Source organism: Pseudomonas sp. PDM02, assembly GCF_014852285.1.
In the GTDB taxonomy this organism is placed as follows: Bacteria; Pseudomonadota; Gammaproteobacteria; order Pseudomonadales; family Pseudomonadaceae; genus Aquipseudomonas; species Aquipseudomonas migulae.
Window position 1 is genome coordinate 69,383 of sequence record NZ_JACVBL010000011.1, and the last position, 19,238, is coordinate 88,620.

Sequence of the window (19,238 nt, forward strand, 5' to 3'; positions counted from 1 at the left end):
TTTTACTTACGGGCGACGATCACCGCACGCATCGGCGCCGGCAACCCTTCAATCGTCTTGCTGTGATCCTCGGGATCGAGGAAATCACTCAACGACTGATACTTCATCCACTCCGTCCCGCGCTGTTCCTCGACGGTCGTCACGCTGACATCCACGCACTTCACGTCCGTGAAGCCGGCACGCCGCAACCAGAGCATCAGCGCCGGCACTGATGGCAAAAACCACACGTTACGCATCTGCGCATAACGGTCTTCCGGCACCAGCACCTGTTGCTGATCACCTTCGATCACCAGCGTCTCCAGCACCAGTTCGCCGCCCTTGACCAGGCAGTCCTTCAACGCCAGCAGATGCTCGATCGGTGAGCGGCGGTGGTAGAACACGCCCATGGAAAACACCGTGTCGAAGCCTTCGAGTTCCGGTGGCAGGTCTTCAAAAGGAAACGGCAGGTGCCAGGCATTGGGCTCGGACAAATAGCGCTGAACCGCCTGGAACTGACAGAAGAACAGCCAGTTCGGGTCGACGCCGATCACGCTGTCCGCGCCGGCTCCGAGCATGCGCCACATGTAGTAACCATTGCCGCAGCCGACATCGAGGATGCGTTTGCCCTTCAGGTCCAGATGCGGCGCGACGCGCGACCATTTCCAGTCCGAACGCCATTCGGTGTCGACGTGCACGCCAAACAAATCAAACGGGCCTTTGCGCCACGGCGACAACCCCATCAATGCGGTACGCATTTGCGCGCGGGTCTCAGCGTCGCAATCGGTGTCCAGGGTCAGGTCATTCAGCAGGTCGACTTCACTCGGCCGGATTTTTGGCAAGGCGTCCAGCGCACTCTGCCAGCGCTCGAGGTCGCCATGACCCTTTTCCATTTTCTTGTCGAGTTGCGCCTGCAGGGTGTTGGCCCATTCGGCCAGCGGTGTACCGGCCAGACGGCGGGCGAGAGGGGACAGATCAATCATGGCAAGGCAATCAACGAGGCAAAGTTAAGACACTGGAACCACGGCACGACTTTCGAGAACCCGGCGGCCAGCAGGCGCTCACGGTGTTCTTCGAGGCTGTCGGGCTTCATGACGTTTTCGATGGCGCTGCGCTTCTGGGCGATTTCCAGTTCGCTGTAGCCGTTGGCGCGCTTGAACGCGACGTGCAGGTCGGTGAGCAGCGCGTGTTCTTCTGGGTCGTTGAAGCGCAGTTTCTCCGACAGAATCAGCGCACCACCGGGAAGCAGCGACTGGCGGATGCGACTCAGCAACGCGGTGCGCTGCTCGGGAGCAATGAATTGCAAAGTGAAGTTCAGCGCCACCACTGAGGCTGGCTGAAAGTCGAGGGCGAGGATGTCGCCTTCGATCACTTCCACCGGCAGCAACTCCTGGAACATCGAATCCTGACCGTTGAGGTATTCGCGGCAGCGTTCGACCATCGCCGCCGAGTTATCCACAGCGATGACGCGGCAGCCATCGGTGCGCACGTGACGGCGCAACGCCTGGGTCACGGCGCCGAGGGACGAGCCGAGGTCGTAGAGCACGCTGTTGGGCTGGGCGAATTGCGCGGCGAGCACGCCGAGGTTTTCGACAATGGTCGGATAACCTGGCACCGAGCGCTTGATCATGTCCGGGAACACCCGCACCACGTCCTCGTTAAAGGCGAAGTCGGGCACCTGGGCCAAAGGCTGGGCGAAAAGGCGATCGGGTTCTTTGCTCACGGCGGTTCCAGCGGCGTATGTGGAAAAGGCCGGCATTTTAGCCAACTTGGCGCGGGGATGCGCGGGTTGTCTGATAAAGCGGTGGGCAGGCTTTTAGATATTCGTGTTCAGGGACATTGCTTCGCGAGCAGGCTCGCTCCTACAGGGATTGCGCTGTACCTGTGGGAGTGAGCCTGCTCGCGATGAATTCAGCGCGGTTTCGGACCGAACGCCGAGGCAGTGATACCCCACTGCCCCAACCAATAGCTGAGGATGATCACATAAGGCGCGGCATCGAATGGCGCAACAAACCGGTTGATGCCAATCACGCTGTCCGAAAACACAAACGCCAGCGCACCGCCCGCTGCCAGCAGCGCCGAGCGCTTCGGTACATCGGTGCCTAGGCGAGCCAGTGCCCGCCAAAGCATGGCGCTGATGGCCAGACCGTAGACGATCACCGGGATCAGCAATGGGCCCAGACCATTGGCAATCAAAATCCCCAACAGCACCGCGCCGACGCCCAGCGCGAGGATCAACGGCAGCACCGCCAACCGCCGGCAATCACTCAAATAAGCTTTCAGATAGGCAAGGTGCGCGACCAAAAACGCCCCGAGGCCGAACACAAACAAATCCCCCGGCCACGCGAGCAAGACATCGCCGAGCAGGGAAAAGATCAAGCCCAGGCTGATCCAGCGTCGATATTCGCTGGGCGGTGCATCGTGCAGCCAGCCGAGCAAGGCCAGCACAGGCAACGGTTTGACCAGCAGGCAGAGCAGCGCGGCGTGCACGCTCAGGCCGTAAAGAAAGGTCACCGCGCCCATCAGCGCCAGAATCAGCCAGCCCATGATCAGTTAACCGAGATCGCGCAGTCGAAGGTTTCCACCGCTGGCACTTCCGGCGCCCAGGGTTGTTGCGAAGTCAGGCGCAAGCGCCCCGAACCGGCCGCGAACGCCTGAAAGCGCCAGGTCGACACACCGGCTGCGCCCACGACACCGGCATCTTCCGGGTTTCGATAAACTTCTGGCCCCAGAGCGCGCAATACGCCACCGGCCGAATCCTGGATCGCCCAGCGGTAACCCGTGGTCGGGTTGCTCGGCAGGGACAGGATCAGGTTTTGCCCGTTGTGCAGTTGCACGGGGCATTCGCTTTGTTTTTCCACGGTCACGTTCTGTTTCGGTTGCGTGGCGCACGCGGCCAGCAAGGCGAGGGCGAAGGGGACAAACAGGCGGGTGGGGGACATGGGGGCAGTGGCTCCGGCATTCACGACGAACGGCGAGCATAACTGAAGATGAGACAAAGTGTGACAGCTGCGGAAGTCGGCGCTGTCAGTGCTGACGCCATCGCGAGCAGGCTCGCTCCCACAGGGGATTCGCAGTGGACACGAGATTTGCGAACACCACCAACCACTGTGGGAGCGAGCCTGCTCGCGATAGCAATCGTGCAGCCACTACATGACGATCAGAACAACACCTTCGCCACATCCGCAAACCGCTTGGCGAAATGCACGGTAATCCCCTTCTTTCCGGCAACTCGCCGAAACTGCCGAAATTGTGTTTTGGCAGAATCAATTCAAAGATCTTCTGCCACAGATTTTCAGCTATACCCGCTATGCACTTTTCTGCTTTTTTACGGAGCAACAGCAGAGTCACTTTATGATGATGGGCAAGTCGTGAGTCCAGTTCGACTCATGTGTTTTTCCATGAATGTCTGTATGTGTTTGCATGGCCTTCATTACATAGTCCCCTGGGGTCAGCGCCCAGTTGGGTGTTGCGTTCCAAAAACCACCGCCATCAGGGGTTATGCTGGTTTTGTATGTGCCAATCGGTAATGGGCTTACCTTGATCAGTTCAATGTCGACCCGAGTACTGAAGTGGTATGCATTTCCTTGGATAGTTTGCTCGATCAGAGGAAGTGACTCTCCCTCAAGGGGTTTGGTTATTTCTGGTGGTTCGAGCAGTTTTTTGTAATTCACTTTTTCGCTTGACTCGGATATTTCTTCTGGCCAATGCCGCCCTTGCCTTACACGAACCCAAGCCTGCGCAGGTCTTTTAAACTCTTCTGCTTCTGGTGTAAAACTCCAGGTCCCGTCCTGCTTTACCTCAGTTATGTATTGCCATTTTTTTTCATCCCAATACTGAAAGCTCAATTCAATGAAGGCGCCCGGTTCGCCTACTCCTTCCATTAACAGGTTTTCAACCTCGTCCCTCTCTTTTGGACTCAAGATAGTCGGGGGGGCTAATTGCGTTTTTTCTTCCATGATTGCTCTCACTTTAATGAGGATATGAGCAACCGTTTTATCAGGGCAGGGAAATGAATCCACCTGTCAGAAGTGTCAGCTCCGACAGGTGGTCGTTGTGCAGTGAGGCGATGAATTAAAACAACACCTTCGCCACATCCGCAAAGCGCTTGGCGAAATGCACGGTAATCCCTTCCTTCAGATAATCCGGCAACTCATCAAAACTCCCACGGTTAGGCTCCGGCAGAATCAATTCAAAAATCTTCTGCCGCCGCGCCGCAATCACCTTCTCGCGCACCCCGCCAATCGGCAGAACATGCCCCGTCAGCGTCAGTTCGCCGGTCATGGCCACGCCTTTTTTCGGCGGCTGATTGCGTGCCAGCGAGAGCAGGGCGCTGGCCATGGTCACACCGGCGCTCGGGCCGTCTTTCGGGGTGGCGCCTTCCGGTACGTGCAGGTGGACGAAAGCCTCGTCGAAGAACTTCGGATCCCCGCCAAACGACTTCAGATTCGAACTGACGTAGCTGTAGGCAATTTCCGCTGACTCCTTCATCACGTCGCCCAGTTGTCCGGTGAGTTTGAAGCCACGGTTGAGCGTGTGAATCCGCGTCGCTTCAATCGGCAGTGTCGCGCCGCCCATGCTGGTCCAGGCCAGCCCAGTGATCACGCCGGTACCGGACAGCACTTGCTCGTTGCGGAACACCGGGTGGCCGAGTGAGGCTTCGAGGTCTTTCGGGCCGAGCTTGATCACCGCTTTCGGCTCATCGATCAACTTCATCACCGCCTTGCGCACCAGTTTGCCCAGTTGTTTTTCCAACTGCCGCACCCCGGCTTCACGGGCGTAACCGTCGATCAGCGCCTTCAACGCGGTGTCGCTGATGCTCAGGCTGCCTTTCGACACGCCCGCCTTCTCAAGCTGCTTGGGCCACAGATGACGTTTGGCGATGGCGATTTTTTCTTCGGTGATGTAACCCGACAGGCGAATCACTTCCATCCGGTCGAGCAACGGGCCGGGGATTGAATCGAGGGTGTTGGCGGTGCAGACGAACAGCACTTTCGACAGGTCCAGACGCAGGTCCAGGTAATGGTCGAGGAATTCGACGTTCTGTTCCGGGTCGAGGGTTTCCAGCAGCGCCGAGGCCGGATCGCCCTGGTAGCTCTGGCCCATCTTGTCGATTTCGTCGAGCATGATCACCGGGTTCATCACTTCGACGTCTTTCAACGCTTGCACGAGTTTGCCCGGCATCGCACCAATGTAGGTGCGACGGTGACCCTTGATCTCGGCTTCGTCGCGCATGCCGCCGAGGCTGAAGCGGTAGAACGGCCGGCCCAAGGATTCGGCGATGGATTTGCCGACGCTGGTTTTACCCACGCCTGGCGGGCCGACCAGCAGCACAATGGAGCCGCTGATCTCACCTTTGTAGGCACCCACGGCGAGGAATTCGAGGATGCGGTCCTTGATGTCGTCAAGACCGGCGTGGTGCTTGTCCAGCACCTTGCGGGCGTGCTTGAGGTCGAGTTTGTCCTCGCCATACACGCCCCACGGCACCGAGGTCGCCCAGTCGAGGTAGTTGCGGGTGACCGCGTACTCCGGCGAGCCGGTCTCGAGGATCGACAGCTTGTTCATTTCCTCTTCGATGCGTTTCTGCGCCTGCGTCGACAACACCTTGCCGACCAGGCGCTGTTCGAACTGCTCGATGTCGGCGCTGCGGTCATCCTTGGTCAGACCCAGCTCTTGCTGGATGACTTTTAACTGTTCTTTGAGGAAAAACTCGCGCTGATGCTCGCCGATCTTGCGGTTAACTTCGGCGGAAATTTCTTTTTGCAGCCGCGCAACCTCAACTTCCTTGCGCAGCATCGGCAGGACTTTTTCCATGCGCTTGAGCATCGGCACGCAGTCGAGCACTTCTTGCAGCTCGCTGCCGGTCGCCGAAGTCAGGGCGGCGGCGAAGTCGGTCAGCGGCGACGGATCGTTGGGGCTGAAGCGGTTGAGGTAGTTCTTCAGCTCTTCGCTGTACAGCGGGTTGAGCGGCAGCAGTTCCTTGATCGCGTTGATCAGCGCCATGCCGTAGGCCTTGACCTCGTCGGTCGGCTCGGTCGGCTGGTGCGGGTACTCGACTTCCACCAGGTACGGCGGGCGATGGTGCTTGAGCCAGGTCTTGAGGCGTACGCGGGTCAGGCCCTGGGCGACGAATTGCAGTTTGCCGTTTTCACGACTGGCGTGGTGCACCTTGACCAGCGTGCCGTAGAGCGGCAGGGCCGAGGTGTCGAAATGGCGCGGGTCTTCCTGGGGCGTGTCCATGTAGAACAGGGCCAGGGAGTGATGATCGGATTTGCTCACCAGATCCAGCGTTTCAGCCCACGGTTCTTCATTGACGATCACCGGCAGCACTTGGGCCGGGAAGAACGGGCGGTTGTGGATCGGGATGATGTAGACCTTGTCCGGCAGGTTCTGGCCGGGCAGGGCGAGGCCTTTGCCGGTGGAGTGGTGCGGGGCGTTTTCGGGGTCGGCGTAGTCGCTCGGGTCTTCGGGGAATTCTTGCTGGTCGCTCATGGGGCACCTGCGCAATGGGGTATGGGTCTTAGATGGGGCAGGTGGGGGGTGGTTTCAATGGTCGGGGGTGTTTCGTGATGTGCGTTCAGTTTTCCGACAGCTACGCATCGCTAAGTGCTGGATCCTTCGGCGCCGCAAAGGGTGCGCCAATGAAAAAGCCCGCTGGACCGGTAATGGTCAGCGGGCTTTTTGAGAAACATGGGCGTTACGGGCGGATCTCGATCATCGTGCCGTCCGGCACCAGGCCCCATACCTCGCGCATGTCCATGTTGCGCATGGCGATGCAGCCGTCGGTCCAGTCCAGGGTGTGGAACAGGTTTTCAGGGTTTTCTTCGGTGTCCGGCGTGCCGTGGATCATGATCATGCCGCCGGGCTCGACGCCTTCGCGCCGGGCGCGCGCGGAGTCGCTGATGTTCGGGTAGGAGATGTGCATCGCCAGGTTGAATTTATCGCTGACCTTGCGCCAATCCAGCCAATAGAAACCTTCAGGCGTGCGTTTGTCACCTTCCATCAGTTTCGGCCCCTTGGGGCGTTTGCCCAGGGAGATGCGATAGGTCTTCAGCGGCTTGCCGTCGTTGATCAATTGCAATTGGTGGGCGGACTTGAGAACCAGGACTTTGTCGATGACTTTGCCGTCCAGCGTTTCCGCTACGGAAGCCTGGGAGATAGCGACGAACGACAAGCAAAACAGGGCAAGCAACCAGCGCATTGAAACGATATCCCTAAGAGGTGTCGCGGCTATTTTATTTATAGATGTTTTTTAAGTGATGGCAGGCTGAGCAAGCGGCGGGATCGACTCGGATCGCACGGGGTAGACCTCGGTCCGCCGGTCAGCGAAGAAGCATTCTAAGGTACGGCCCACCGTGCGGAAAGCCAGGTCGGACCACGGGATGTCGGCTTCGTCGAAAAGTGCCACTTCCAGGCTCTCGGGACCGGCGGAAAAATCCAGGTCCACCAGCTCTGCGCGAAAGAACACATGCACCTGACTGATGTGCGGCACATCGATCAATGTATAGATGCTCAAGTTGCGCACCCGCGCGCAGGCTTCTTCGGCGGTCTCGCGAATGGCCGCCTGCTCGATGGTTTCACCGTTCTCCATGAAACCGGCGGGCAGGGTCCAGTAACCGAGCCGTGGCTCGATGGCGCGCCGGCACAGCAACACTTTCGAGCCCCAGGTCGCCACGCAGCCGGCGACGATATTGGGGTTCTGGTAGTGAATCGCCTGACAGCTGTCACAGACAAAACGCAGACGCGAATCGCCTTCGGGAATGCGCTGGGTGACCGGGTTGCCGCACTGACTGCAAAATTTCATGCTTGGGTTCCTGAATGCTGCGCCTATCTTGGCGTGCGGCGGTGTCTGTCGGCAAGTTGTCGTTTAGCGACACTCCGCAGTTCGGGGGGTTGGGCGGTCGGTGTGATTGGTGCATGATGCGAAGTAGCGAATAAATCGAGAAGACTCATGCTGGACGAGCTACTGCATCGAGTAAGCAACCACACCCCACGCACACTGGAAACCGACAAGCGTTTCCCGGAGGCCGCGGTTCTGGTGCCCATCACTCGCAGTGATGAACCGGAACTGGTTCTGACCCTGCGCGCCAGCGGGCTCTCGACCCATGGCGGCGAAGTGGCCTTCCCCGGCGGACGCCGCGACCCGGAAGACCCGGACCTGATTTTCACCGCGCTACGCGAGGCCGAAGAAGAAATCGGCCTGCCGCCGGGGCTGGTCGAAGTGATCGGGCCGTTGAGCCCGCTGATTTCCCTGCACGGCATCAAGGTCACGCCTTATGTCGGCGTGATCCCGGATTTTGTCGAGTACCTGGCCAACGACGCCGAGATCGCTGCGGTGTTCAGCGTTCCCCTGGAATTCTTCCGCAAGGACCCGCGTGAACATACCCATCGCATCGATTACCAGGGCCGCAGCTGGTACGTGCCGAGTTATCGTTATGGCGAATACAAGATCTGGGGTTTGACCGCGATCATGATCGTCGAGTTGATCAACTTGCTCTATGACGCCAAAATCAGCCTGCACCAGCCGCCCAAGAGTTTTATCAACACCTGAAGCCATCGCTCGTATGGCGTGAAGCCGCGGCTGCCTGAGCCTGAGGACAACACGATGAAATACCGCCTGGGCGACGCCCGCGTCGACACCCATCCGCAAAGCTGGGTTGCCCCCAACGCCGTGCTGGTGGGCAAGGTCAAACTGGAAGAGGGCGCCAACGTCTGGTTCAACGCCGTGCTGCGTGGCGATAACGAACTGATCCTGATCGGCAAGAACAGCAACGTCCAGGACGGCACCGTGATGCACACCGACATGGGCTACCCGCTGACCATCGGCACTGGCGTGACCATCGGCCACAACGCCATGCTCCACGGCTGCACCGTCGGTGACTACAGCCTGATCGGTATTAATGCAGTGATCCTCAACGGCGCAAAAATCGGCAAGAACTGCATCATCGGCGCCAACTCGCTGATCGGCGAAGGCAAGGAGATTCCGGACGGTTCGCTGGTCATGGGCTCGCCCGGCAAGGTCGTGCGCGAACTGACCGAGCCGCAGAAAAAAATGCTCGAGGCCAGCGCTGCGCACTATGTGCATAACTCCCAGCGTTATGCCCGCGATCTGGCAGAGCAGGAAGAATGAACACGCCCGAACGTCCGGTGCTATCGCCCTGCGTGAATATCTGTGCGCTGGACGACGATGACATCTGCACCGGGTGCCAGCGCACCGTGGCGGAAATCACGGGCTGGAGCCGGATGGACAACGAAGAGCGGCGCAAGGTGTTGGGGTTGTGCCATGAGCGGGCGAAATCCAGCGGGTTGATCTGGATGTTCGGAGCTAAATCGGATAATTGAGGTGCGCCCTTCGCGGGCAAGCCTCGCTCCTACAGGGTGAGGGTTGAACCACAATTACGTGTTCGACGCAGATCCGTAGGAGCGAGGCTTGCCCGCGAAGGCATCAGCGCTGACACCACAACCTTCTCTGCAGTACTCTGTGCGCCAAATTGACAGGTACTCTCGCGCCCCATGCTCTTCCTGATCGCCTACATCAGCAGCGTCGTGCTGATCAACTACGCCTTTTCCACCGCGCCGCACCTGGACATCATCTGGTCCGCTTGGGGCGGTTTGGTCTTCGTCCTGCGCGACATGGTGCAAACCCGCTTCGGCCACGGTGCAATCGCGGCAATGCTGGCAGCGCTGGTGCTGTCCTATGTCACCTCCGATCCGTCCATCGCCCTGGCCAGCGCCACCGCGTTCGCGGTCTCCGAATGCATCGACTGGCTGGTGTTCAGCATCACCAAACGCCCACTGCATGACCGCCTGTGGATAAGTTCGGCCCTGAGCATTCCCCTCGATACCTTCATCTTCTTCGGCATGATCGACGCGTTCACCCCGGCCGTGATCCTCACCGCCATGGGCTCGAAGTTCGCCGGCGTGACCGCCGTGTGGCTGATCATGGCGTGGCGCTTGCGCAAACTGGCCATCGCCGGCTGAAGCCAAACCCTCAGGTTCATGTAAAATGCCGCGCTTTCTCCCCATGGGAAGCGTGCCAGGCACAGCGACCCTCGATGATCCGCTCCTTTGAGGACCTGAGATGACCCGTATCGGAACTCCATTGTCGCCAACCGCGACCCGCGTATTGATGTGTGGCTGTGGTGAGTTGGGCAAGGAAGTGGTGATCGAGCTGCAACGCCTGGGCGTTGAAGTGATTGCCGTTGACCGTTACGCCAACGCGCCGGCCATGCAAGTCGCTCACCGCAGCCATGTGATCAACATGCTCGACGGCGCTGCCCTGCGTGCCGTGATCGAAGCCGAGAAGCCGCACTTCATCGTGCCGGAAATCGAAGCCATCGCCACCGCGACCCTGGTTGAACTGGAAGCCGAAGGCTTCACCGTGATCCCGACTGCACGCGCTGCGCAACTGACCATGAACCGTGAAGGCATCCGTCGCCTGGCCGCTGAAGAGCTGGACCTGCCGACCTCGCCGTACCACTTTGCCGACACCTTCGAGGATTACAGCAAAGCCGTTCAGGACCTGGGCTTCCCGTGCGTGGTCAAGCCGGTGATGAGTTCGTCGGGCAAGGGCCAGAGCCTGCTGCGCAGCGTCGATGACGTGAAAACCGCGTGGGATTACGCGCAAGAAGGCGGCCGTGCCGGTAAAGGTCGGGTGATCGTCGAGGGCTTCATCGACTTCGATTACGAAATCACCTTGCTGACCGTGCGTCACGTCGGCGGCACCACGTTCTGCGCGCCGGTCGGTCACCGTCAGGAGAAGGGCGACTATCAGGAGTCCTGGCAGCCACAAGCCATGAGCCCGGTTGCCCTGGCGGAATCCGAGCGTGTGGCCAAAGCAGTCACCGAAGCCTTGGGCGGTCGTGGTCTGTTTGGCGTCGAACTGTTCATCAAAGGCGATCAGGTGTGGTTCAGCGAAGTCTCGCCGCGCCCGCACGACACCGGCCTGGTGACCCTGATTTCTCAGGACCTGTCGCAGTTCGCACTGCACGCACGGGCCATTCTGGGGCTGCCGATTCCGTTGATCCGTCAGTTCGCGCCTTCGGCTTCGGCGGTAATTCTGGTGGAAGGGCAGTCGACCCAGACGGCTTTCGCCAATCTCGGCGCGGCATTGAGCGAGCCAGACACGGCGTTGCGTCTGTTCGGCAAGCCTGAAGTGAATGGTCAGCGCCGGATGGGTGTGGCGCTGGCGCGGGATGAGTCGATCGAGGCTGCCCGGGCTAAAGCGACCCGCGCTTCTCAGGCGGTCGTAGTCGAGCTGTAACCGAGGCGCGGCCTTCGCGGGCAAGCCTCGCTCCTACAGGTTATTTGTCGAGCGAACCATTGTCGTTCGACGCGGACCTGTAGGAGCGAGGCTTGCCCGCGAAGCTTTTTCTATCAGGCCACCCGATTCAAATCGTTGTGACGCGTCTCTTTCAGGCACAGCACTGCAATCAAACTCAGCACCGCCGCCCCCGACACATACCCGCCGACATAACTCAAACCACCCATCGCCACCAGCTTCTGCGCAAAGAACGGCGCCGCCGAGGCTCCGACAATGCCGCCCAGGTTGTAGGCCGCTGACGCGCCGGTATAACGCACGTGTGTCGGAAACAGCTCCGGCAGCAGCGCACCCATTGGTGCAAACGTCACGCCCATCAAAAACAGCTCGATGCACAGGAACAGCGCCACGCCCCAGGTCGAACCCTGGGTCAGCAGCGGCTCCATCAAGAACCCGGACAGAATCGCCAGCACGCCGCCGATGATCAGCACCGGTTTGCGCCCGTAACGGTCACTGGCCCAGGCCGACAATGGTGTCGCGGCGGCCATGAACAGCACCGCAAAACACAGCAGCGCGAGGAAGGTTTCGCGGGTGTAGCCCAGCGTCGACACGCCATAACTCAGTGAAAACACCGTCGAGATGTAGAACAGTGCGTAGCACACCACCATCGAGCCGGCGCCCAGCAGCATCGGCGCCCAATACTGGCTGAACAGCTCGACCAGCGGGATCTTCACTCGCTCCTGACGGGCCATGGCATTGGCGAACACCGGGGTTTCGTGCAGCTTGAGGCGCACGTACAGGCCGACCATCACCAGTGCGGCGCTGAGCAGGAACGGGATCCGCCAGCCCCACGAACGGAACTGTTCGTCGTTCAGTGTCATTGCCAGCGTCAAAAACAGCCCGTTGGCCGCGAGAAAGCCAATCGACGGGCCAAGCTGCGGGAACATGCCGAACCAGGCGCGCTTGCCCTTGGGCGCGTTTTCCGTCGCCAGCAATGCCGCGCCGCCCCATTCGCCACCCAGGCCCAAACCCTGGCCGAAGCGCAGCACGCAGAGCAGGATCGGCGCCCAGGCCCCGATGCTGTCGTAACCCGGCAGCACGCCGATCAGCGTGGTGCACACGCCCATCAGCAGCAAGGAGGCGACCAGGGTCGATTTGCGCCCGATGCGGTCACCGAAGTGGCCGAACAGTGCCGAGCCCAGTGGCCTGGCGAGGAACGCGATGCCGAACGTGAGAAACGCCGAGAGCATCTGGGCCGTGCCGGAGGTCTGCGGAAAAAACACCGGACCGATCACCAGCGCGGCGGCAGTGGCGTACACGTAGAAGTCGTAGAACTCGATGGCGGTGCCGATGAAACTCGCGGTCGCCACGCGGGTGGCGGAGTTCGTCGGTTGCGCAGGCGTGGTTTCGGTATAGGTCGTGCTGGTAGTCATGCGGTAATCCCTGACAGTCATGTGCCCCAGTGGAGCGAATTATTATGGTCGAACACCCAGGGATGTGGGTTTGATGCGGGGGTGCGGGTAGCACGGGGGTGGGGCGGGGCTTGGGTAAGCGGGCTCGATTATGCCACGGTCTGACGACACAGTACTGTAGGAGCCAGGCTTGCCGGCGAAGGCGTACTTGAGAGCGTCTTCGCCGGCAAGCCTGGCTCCTACAAAGAATGAGTTGTGTCAGACAGTTGTGGGTGTCGCAGCCGTGTGCCAGATCAACACGCGGGTCACGCGGTTGTCTTCGGTCTCCAGAATCTCCAGCCGATAACGCCCGATCTTCAGGCACACCGCACTGTCCGGAATGGTCTCCAGCGCTTCGGTCACCAGCCCGTTAAGGGTTTTCGGGCCATCGCTGGGCAAATGCCAGCCGAGGCTTTTGTTCAGGTCGCGAATCGACGCCGCACCGTCGATCACCAGGCGTCCATCAGCCTGCGGATGGATGTGCGGGTTGTCCAGGCTGTGCTGACTTTCGAATTCGCCGACGATTTCTTCGAGTATGTCTTCCAGCGTGACGATGCCGAGCACTTCGCCATACTCGTCGACCACCATGCCCAGGCGCCGCTGCTGTTTGTGGAAGTTCAGCAGTTGCAGCTGCAACGGTGTGCTTTCCGGTACGAAATACGGGTCGTGACACGCGGCCAGCAGCGCTTCGCGAGTGAGGTTTCCGTCGGGCAGCAGATGGCGAATCTGCCGGGTGTTGAGCACCGCCTCGACCTGGTTGATGTCACTGTGGAACACCGGCAGGCGCGTGCGCCGGTTGGCCCGAAGCTGTTCGAGGATTTCTTCGATGGAGTCGTCGAGGTTGATCCCGTCGACATCGCTGCGCGGCACCAGAATGTCGTTGACCGTGATGTTGTCCAGCGCGTGGATGCCGGACACCGCGTGCGGACGGCAAACCGGTTGTTGGTCGTCGTGACGATCCTTCGGCGTCTCGTCCTCGCTCTGCTGCACCACTTTGGCCTTGCGGGCAAACGGCCGCATCAGCAACTGGCTGATGCCATTGAGCAGCCAGGCGGCCGGGTAGATGATTTTCAGCGGCGCGCGGAGCAGGGTGTTGCCCAGCGCCAGGACCGCGTCGGGATAGCGGGCGGCGAGGGTGCGCGGCAGGTAGTCGGCAAACACCAGCAGAATCGCGCCGGCCCCCAGGCACGCGGCCCATGGACCGTTTTCAGCCCAGGTGAAAATCGCCAGCAAGGTGCTGATGACCACTACCAGCGCGCGGCACAGGGTGTTGCAGAGAATCAGGCTGTTGAGCGGAAAACTCAGCTTTGCCACCGGTTTGTCGCTTGCACGCGAGGCGGTGCGCTGGGCCAGCAAGTGCTGGTGTGCCGCTTCAATGGCGGTGAACAGCCCCGACCATAAAATCAGCAGGGCCACTACGGCGAGCATCGGCCCTATGGGCAAGTCGTCCATTTATGCCGCCCGTCAGATGTGCAGGATGTATTCACGGACCAGCTTGCTGCCGAAATACGCGAGCATCAACAGGCAGAAACCGGCTAGGGTCCAGCGAATGGCCTTGTGTCCGCGCCAGCCGAGGCGGTTGCGGCCCCAGAGCAGCACGCTGAAGACGATCCAGGCCAGGCACGCCAGCAAGGTTTTGTGCACCAGGTGCTGGGCGAACAGATTGTCGACGAACAGCCAGCCAGAGATCAGCGACAGTGACAGCAAGGTCCAGCCGGCCCACAGGAAACTGAACAGCAGGCTTTCCATGGTTTGCAGCGGCGGGAAGTTCTTGATCAGTCCGGACGGGTGCTTGTGCTTGAGCTGATGGTCCTGAACCAGCAGCAGCAAGGCCTGGAACACCGCGATGGTGAACATGCCGTAGGCCAGGATCGACAACAGGATATGCGCGAGGATGCCCGGCTCTTCGTCGATGATCTGCACCGTGCCGGCCGGGGCGAACTGTGCCAGCAGCACGGTGGCGGCGCCCAGCGGCAACAACAATATCAGCAGGTTTTCCACCGGGATCCGCGAGCAGGCCAGCAGCGTCAGGGCAATGACCGCCGCGGCGATCAGGCTGGCGGCGCTGAAAAAGTCCAGGCCCAGGCCAATCGGTGTCAGCAGATGGGTGAACAGGCTGGCGCTGTGAGCCAGCACGGCGAGCACGCCGAGCGTGACCAGCAGGCGTTTGTTCGCCTTGGCGCCGGTGGCCAGGCGAGAGCCCTGATAAATGGTCGCAGCGGCATATAAGCAGGCGGCGGCGAGGGTGGTAAGCAAACTGGGTGACAAGGGGAGCATAAATCCTGTTAGGCAAGCCCGAAAGGCGCTGAGTTTGGCATAGAACCCACACACCACGAAAGTGCGAGGTGTCCGCCAGTCGCAGTCTTCGCTATAATCCGCGACCTGCCCACGCCGCAGGCTCGCCGAGCACATGTTGATTCCGGTCTGGGCCGCCATTATCCCGGTCTACACAGGGCCTGAAAGGATCGCGCAATGTTTGAAAACTTAACCGACCGTCTCTCGCAGACGCTGCGCCATGTCACCGGCAAGGCCAAACTGACCGAGGACAACATCAAAGACACCCTGCGCGAAGTGCGCATGGCGTTGCTCGAAGCCGACGTCGCCTTGCCGGTGGTGAAGGATTTCGTCAATTCGGTCAAGGAACGCGCCGTCGGCACCGAGGTGTCGCGTAGCCTGACGCCGGGCCAGGCCTTCGTGAAGATCGTCCAGGCCGAACTCGAAAGCCTGATGGGTGCGGCCAACGAAGACCTGAACCTGAGCGCCGTTCCGCCCGCCGTCGTATTGATGGCCGGTTTGCAGGGTGCCGGTAAAACCACCACCGCCGGTAAACTTGCGCGCTTCCTTAAAGAGCGCAAGAAGAAGTCGGTAATGGTCGTGTCCGCGGACGTTTACCGTCCTGCGGCGATCAAGCAGCTGGAAACCCTGGCCAACGACATCGGCGTGACGTTCTTCCCGTCCGACCTGAGCCAGAAGCCGGTCGACATCGCGCAAGCGGCTATTAAAGAAGCAAAACTGAAATTCATCGACGTGGTCATCGTCGATACCGCCGGTCGTCTGCACATCGACGAAGAGATGATGGGCGAGATCAAGGCGTTGCACGCCGCGATCAACCCGGTCGAAACGCTGTTCGTGGTCGACGCCATGACCGGCCAGGATGCCGCCAACACGGCCAAGGCCTTTGGCGATGCACTGCCGCTGACCGGTGTGATCCTGACCAAGGTCGACGGCGACGCCCGTGGCGGTGCCGCACTGTCCGTTCGTGCCATCACCGGCAAGCCGATCAAGTTCATCGGTATGGGCGAGAAGACCGAAGCCCTTGAGCCGTTCCACCCGGAGCGTATCGCTTCGCGGATCCTCGGCATGGGCGACGTGCTCAGCCTGATCGAACAGGCTGAAGCGACGCTCGACAAAGACAAGGCCGACAAGCTGGCCAAAAAGCTGAAGAAGGGCAAGGGCTTCGACCTCGAAGACTTCCGCGATCAGCTTCAACAGATGAAGAACATGGGCGGCCTCGGTGGCCTCATGGACAAACTGCCGAACATCGGCGGTGTGAACCTGGCGCAAATGGGCAATGCCCAGGGCGCGGCTGAGAAGCAATTCAAGCAGATGGAAGCCATCATCAATTCCATGACCCCGGCCGAGCGCCGCGACCCTGAGCTGATCAGCGGTTCGCGCAAACGCCGGATCGCCATGGGTTCCGGCACCCAGGTGCAGGACATCGGTCGCTTGATCAAGCAGCACAAGCAGATGCAGAAGATGATGAAGAAATTCTCCGCGAAAGGCGGAATGGCCAAAATGATGCGCGGCATGGGCGGTATGTTGCCCGGCGGCGGCATGCCGAAAATGTAAAGAATTCGCGCCGGCATTCATGTCGGCGCTAACCCACACGGACGTGGGATACACAGCAAACCCGCACTTGGCGGGAGCTGACTGGCCGTTTTCAACGACGGCTCTATAGCAAATCTGGATGGCGTCCGATAGGCCGCCGGAAAAAGACATTTGCAAAAGTCCGGATATTCCTTAGAATATGCGGCCTTTCGGGCACCTATGCCCGCTGTGCCTTTAGATTTGCAGCACCGACTACAGGAACGATGTTCACATGCTAACAATCCGTCTTGCCCTTGGCGGCTCCAAAAAGCGCCCGTTTTACCACTTGACCGTAACCGACAGCCGCAACCCGCGCGACGGTTCGCACAAGGAACAGGTTGGTTTCTTCAACCCTGTTGCTCGTGGTCAAGAAGTCCGTCTGTCCGTGAACCAAGAGCGCGTAGCCTACTGGCTGAGCGTTGGTGCACAACCTTCTGAGCGTGTTGCTCAGTTGTTGAAGGACGCTGCTAAGGCTGCGGCCTGAGCAATATGAACGCGACGCCAGCCATTGCTGATGATTTGATCGTTATCGGCAAGATTTATTCTGTTCATGGCGTTCGCGGCGAAGTGAAGGTGTATTCCTTTACTGATCCGACTGAAAACCTGTTGCAGTACAAAACCTGGACGCTCAAGCGCGAAGGCAATGTGAAACAGGTCGAGCTGGTCAGCGGACGCGGGAGCGACAAGTTCCTGGTCGCAAAGCTCAAGGGTCTTGATGATCGTGAAGAAGCTCGTCTTCTGGCCGGTTATGAGATCTGCGTGCCGCGCAACCTGTTCCCTGAATTGACCGACGGCGAGTACTACTGGTACCAGCTGGAAGGTCTGAAGGTTATTGATCACCTTGGGCAATTGCTCGGGAAAATCGATCATCTTCTGGAAACCGGCGCCAATGATGTAATGGTGGTCAAGCCTTGCGCTGGCAGCCTGGATGATCGCGAACGCCTGTTGCCCTATACGGAGCAATGCGTGTTGGCTGTCGACCTTGCCGCAGGCGAGATGAAGGTGGATTGGGACGCGGACTTCTAAGCGTGGCTAACTTGCGCGTAGAAGTGATCAGTTTGTTTCCCGAGATGTTCTCCGCCATCAGCGAGTACGGCATCACCAGTCGGGCGGTGAAACAGGGGCTCTTGCAGCTCACCTGTTGGAATCCGCGAGACTACACGACGGATCGACATCACACTGTGGACGATCGCCCATTTGGCGGTGGCCCGGGCATGGTGATGAAGATCAAGCCCCTGGAAGATGCTCTGGTTCAGGCCAAGGCAGCAGCCGGGGAGGCGGCGAAGGTGATTTACCTGTCCCCCCAAGGCCGTCAACTGACTCAGTCGGCGGTACGCGAGTTGGCGAATCTGGATGCATTGATCCTGATTGCCGGCCGCTATGAAGGCATTGACGAGCGTTTTATTGATGCTCATGTCGATGAAGAGTGGTCGATTGGCGACTATGTACTGTCTGGCGGCGAGCTGCCGGCGATGGTCCTGATCGATGCGGTTACACGACTGCTGCCTGGAGCTTTAGGGCATGCGGACTCCGCCGAGGAAGATTCCTTTACGGATGGTTTGCTGGATTGCCCGCACTACACCCGACCGGAGGTGTATGCGGATCAGCGTGTTCCCGACGTATTGCTAAGTGGCAATCACGCGCACATCCGGCGTTGGCGTTTACAGCAGTCCCTTGGTAGGACCTTTGAACGACGCGCCGATCTTCTGGAAAGCCGCTCGCTTTCTGGAGAAGAGAAGAAGCTGCTCGAGGAATACATCCGCGAGCGGGACGATAGTTAACAACGTATCGATGGTAAGTCCGTTGATTTACCTTAGGAGCACAGCATGACTAACAAAATCATCCTTGCACTCGAAGCAGAGCAGATGACCAAAGAGATCCCTACCTTTGCCCCGGGCGACACCATTGTCGTTCAGGTGAAAGTGAAGGAAGGCGACCGTTCGCGTCTGCAAGCGTTCGAAGGTGTTGTTATCGCCAAGCGTAACCGCGGCGTAAACAGTGCTTTCACCGTTCGTAAAATCTCCAACGGTGTTGGCGTAGAGCGTACTTTCCAGACCTACAGCCCGCAAATCGACAGCATGGCCGTTAAACGTCGCGGTGACGTACGTAAAGCCAAGCTGTACTACCTGCGTGACCTGTCCGGTAAAGCAGCTCGCATCAAGGAAAAACTGGCTTAAGTCCAGCTTCCGATGCAGAAAAAAGCAGCCTACGGGCTGCTTTTTTGTTGCCCGCCATTTAACCCGGAATTTCGTTTCAGGCTGTAGACCCATGACCGCTCGTGAGCAAGAAATCGAACGCCGCACCGAACTCTCGGTGAGCCGCGTGACCAAGGCGGTTTTCCCGTCGACCACCAACCACCACAACACCCTGTTCGGCGGCACTGCGCTGGCCTGGATGGATGAAGTGTCATTCATCACCGCCACCCGCTTTTGCCGGCTACCGCTGGTGACCGTTTCCACGGACCGCATCGACTTCAATCATGCAATCCCTGCCGGCTCCATCGTTGAACTGGTCGGGCGGGTGATCAAGGTCGGCAACACCAGCCTCAAGGTTGAGGTTGAAGTGTTTGTCGAAAGCATGAGCTGTGATGGTCGCGAGAAGGCGATTCATGGGCAGTTCAGCTTTGTGGCGATTGATGAAGACAAGCGGCCGGTGCCGGTGTTGCCTGGGTTTGCCGCCTGACG

At 59.6% G+C, this 19,238-nt stretch carries 22 protein-coding genes and 1 pseudogene; 11 read left to right on the forward strand and 12 right to left on the reverse strand.

All coding sequences use genetic code 11. The features are described 5' to 3' along the window. Positions 1-2: 2 nt before the first annotated feature. The 9 genes and pseudogenes from cmoB to IB245_RS19980 form a co-directional block, all read right to left on the reverse strand. The gene (gene cmoB, locus IB245_RS19945; protein WP_192228450.1) at positions 3-959 is read right to left on the reverse strand and encodes a tRNA 5-methoxyuridine(34)/uridine 5-oxyacetic acid(34) synthase CmoB; all 957 of its coding nucleotides are present in this window, start codon (positions 957-959) and stop codon (positions 3-5) included. Beyond that, positions 956-1,735, reverse strand: coding sequence for a carboxy-S-adenosyl-L-methionine synthase CmoA (cmoA, locus tag IB245_RS19950; protein WP_177318187.1), 780 nt, complete (start codon positions 1,733-1,735; stop codon positions 956-958). Before cmoA ends, cmoB begins: the two co-directional genes overlap by 4 nt. Before the next feature lie 152 nt (positions 1,736-1,887). Then, a complete protein-coding gene (locus IB245_RS19955; RefSeq protein ID WP_192228451.1) occupies positions 1,888-2,523 on the reverse strand; it encodes a lysoplasmalogenase in 636 nt (211 codons plus the stop codon). A gap of 2 nt (positions 2,524-2,525) precedes the next feature. Further along, positions 2,526-2,918: a protease inhibitor I42 family protein gene (locus IB245_RS19960; RefSeq protein WP_008042397.1), complete on the reverse strand. Its 393-nt coding sequence runs from the start codon at positions 2,916-2,918 to the stop codon at positions 2,526-2,528. Between the two features lie 218 nt (positions 2,919-3,136). Further along, positions 3,137-3,261, reverse strand: a pseudogene (locus tag IB245_RS29420) (hypothetical protein); the annotation flags it as partial. Positions 3,262-3,323: 62 nt separating this feature from the next. Beyond that, positions 3,324-3,935 carry a hypothetical protein gene (locus IB245_RS19965; protein WP_192228452.1) on the reverse strand — a complete coding sequence of 204 codons (612 nt, stop codon included), beginning with the start codon at positions 3,933-3,935 and terminating at the stop codon, positions 3,324-3,326. A 115-nt stretch (positions 3,936-4,050) separates the two neighbouring features. Next, positions 4,051-6,468: an endopeptidase La gene (gene lon, locus IB245_RS19970; RefSeq protein WP_008042395.1), complete on the reverse strand. Its 2,418-nt coding sequence runs from the start codon at positions 6,466-6,468 to the stop codon at positions 4,051-4,053. 205 nt (positions 6,469-6,673) lie between these two features. After that, the gene (locus IB245_RS19975; protein WP_008025576.1) at positions 6,674-7,177 is read right to left on the reverse strand and encodes a L,D-transpeptidase family protein; all 504 of its coding nucleotides are present in this window, start codon (positions 7,175-7,177) and stop codon (positions 6,674-6,676) included. Between the two features lie 51 nt (positions 7,178-7,228). Continuing rightward, positions 7,229-7,780, reverse strand: coding sequence for an NUDIX hydrolase (locus tag IB245_RS19980; RefSeq protein ID WP_008042386.1), 552 nt, complete (start codon positions 7,778-7,780; stop codon positions 7,229-7,231). Positions 7,781-7,927: 147 nt separating this feature from the next. Between IB245_RS19980 and IB245_RS19985 the strand changes: the two genes are divergently transcribed. From IB245_RS19985 to purT, 5 genes are all read left to right on the forward strand, one after another. Beyond that, positions 7,928-8,527 (forward strand): CoA pyrophosphatase, encoded by a 600-nt coding sequence (locus IB245_RS19985; RefSeq protein ID WP_008042385.1) that lies wholly within the window; start codon positions 7,928-7,930, stop codon positions 8,525-8,527. Positions 8,528-8,581: 54 nt separating this feature from the next. Next, positions 8,582-9,106, forward strand: coding sequence for a gamma carbonic anhydrase family protein (locus IB245_RS19990; RefSeq protein ID WP_008025583.1), 525 nt, complete (start codon positions 8,582-8,584; stop codon positions 9,104-9,106). After that, positions 9,103-9,318, forward strand: a complete 216-nt coding sequence (locus IB245_RS19995) for a DUF1289 domain-containing protein (protein WP_192228453.1) — start codon at positions 9,103-9,105, stop codon at positions 9,316-9,318. The genes IB245_RS19990 and IB245_RS19995 overlap by 4 nt, the downstream gene beginning before the upstream one ends. A 171-nt stretch (positions 9,319-9,489) precedes the next feature. Next, positions 9,490-9,957, forward strand: coding sequence for a VUT family protein (locus IB245_RS20000; RefSeq protein WP_192228454.1), 468 nt, complete (start codon positions 9,490-9,492; stop codon positions 9,955-9,957). Positions 9,958-10,057: 100 nt separating this feature from the next. After that, entirely contained in the window at positions 10,058-11,239 is a 1,182-nt protein-coding gene (gene purT, locus IB245_RS20005; protein WP_008042382.1) for a formate-dependent phosphoribosylglycinamide formyltransferase, read from the forward strand. A 113-nt stretch (positions 11,240-11,352) separates the two neighbouring features. Here purT and IB245_RS20010 read toward each other — a convergent pair whose 3' ends face one another. From IB245_RS20010 to IB245_RS20020, 3 genes are all read right to left on the reverse strand, one after another. Beyond that, a complete protein-coding gene (locus IB245_RS20010) occupies positions 11,353-12,669 on the reverse strand; it encodes an MFS transporter (RefSeq protein WP_192228455.1) in 1,317 nt (438 codons plus the stop codon). A 237-nt stretch (positions 12,670-12,906) separates the two neighbouring features. Beyond that, complete coding sequence (locus IB245_RS20015; protein ID WP_192228456.1) at positions 12,907-14,139, reverse strand: HlyC/CorC family transporter; 1,233 nt, start codon at positions 14,137-14,139, stop codon at positions 12,907-12,909. A gap of 12 nt (positions 14,140-14,151) precedes the next feature. Continuing rightward, a complete protein-coding gene (locus IB245_RS20020) occupies positions 14,152-14,964 on the reverse strand; it encodes an inner membrane protein YpjD (RefSeq protein ID WP_032828592.1) in 813 nt (270 codons plus the stop codon). Between the two features lie 195 nt (positions 14,965-15,159). Here IB245_RS20020 and ffh point away from each other — a divergent pair, with 195 nt between their 5' ends. From ffh to IB245_RS20050, 6 genes are all read left to right on the forward strand, one after another. Continuing rightward, positions 15,160-16,536 carry a signal recognition particle protein gene (gene ffh / locus IB245_RS20025; RefSeq protein WP_008042378.1) on the forward strand — a complete coding sequence of 459 codons (1,377 nt, stop codon included), beginning with the start codon at positions 15,160-15,162 and terminating at the stop codon, positions 16,534-16,536. A gap of 250 nt (positions 16,537-16,786) precedes the next feature. After that, on the forward strand, positions 16,787-17,038 hold the full coding sequence (rpsP, locus tag IB245_RS20030; protein WP_007944872.1) for a 30S ribosomal protein S16: 252 nt from the start codon (positions 16,787-16,789) through the stop codon (positions 17,036-17,038). A gap of 5 nt (positions 17,039-17,043) precedes the next feature. After that, positions 17,044-17,580 carry a ribosome maturation factor RimM gene (gene rimM, locus IB245_RS20035; protein WP_008025598.1) on the forward strand — a complete coding sequence of 179 codons (537 nt, stop codon included), beginning with the start codon at positions 17,044-17,046 and terminating at the stop codon, positions 17,578-17,580. A gap of 2 nt (positions 17,581-17,582) precedes the next feature. Then, entirely contained in the window at positions 17,583-18,335 is a 753-nt protein-coding gene (gene trmD, locus IB245_RS20040) for a tRNA (guanosine(37)-N1)-methyltransferase TrmD (RefSeq protein ID WP_007897583.1), read from the forward strand. 45 nt (positions 18,336-18,380) lie between these two features. Continuing rightward, the gene (gene rplS / locus IB245_RS20045; protein ID WP_003175895.1) at positions 18,381-18,731 is read left to right on the forward strand and encodes a 50S ribosomal protein L19; all 351 of its coding nucleotides are present in this window, start codon (positions 18,381-18,383) and stop codon (positions 18,729-18,731) included. A 91-nt stretch (positions 18,732-18,822) separates the two neighbouring features. Then, positions 18,823-19,236 carry an acyl-CoA thioesterase gene (locus IB245_RS20050; RefSeq protein ID WP_008025600.1) on the forward strand — a complete coding sequence of 138 codons (414 nt, stop codon included), beginning with the start codon at positions 18,823-18,825 and terminating at the stop codon, positions 19,234-19,236. Positions 19,237-19,238: the final 2 nt, after the last annotated feature.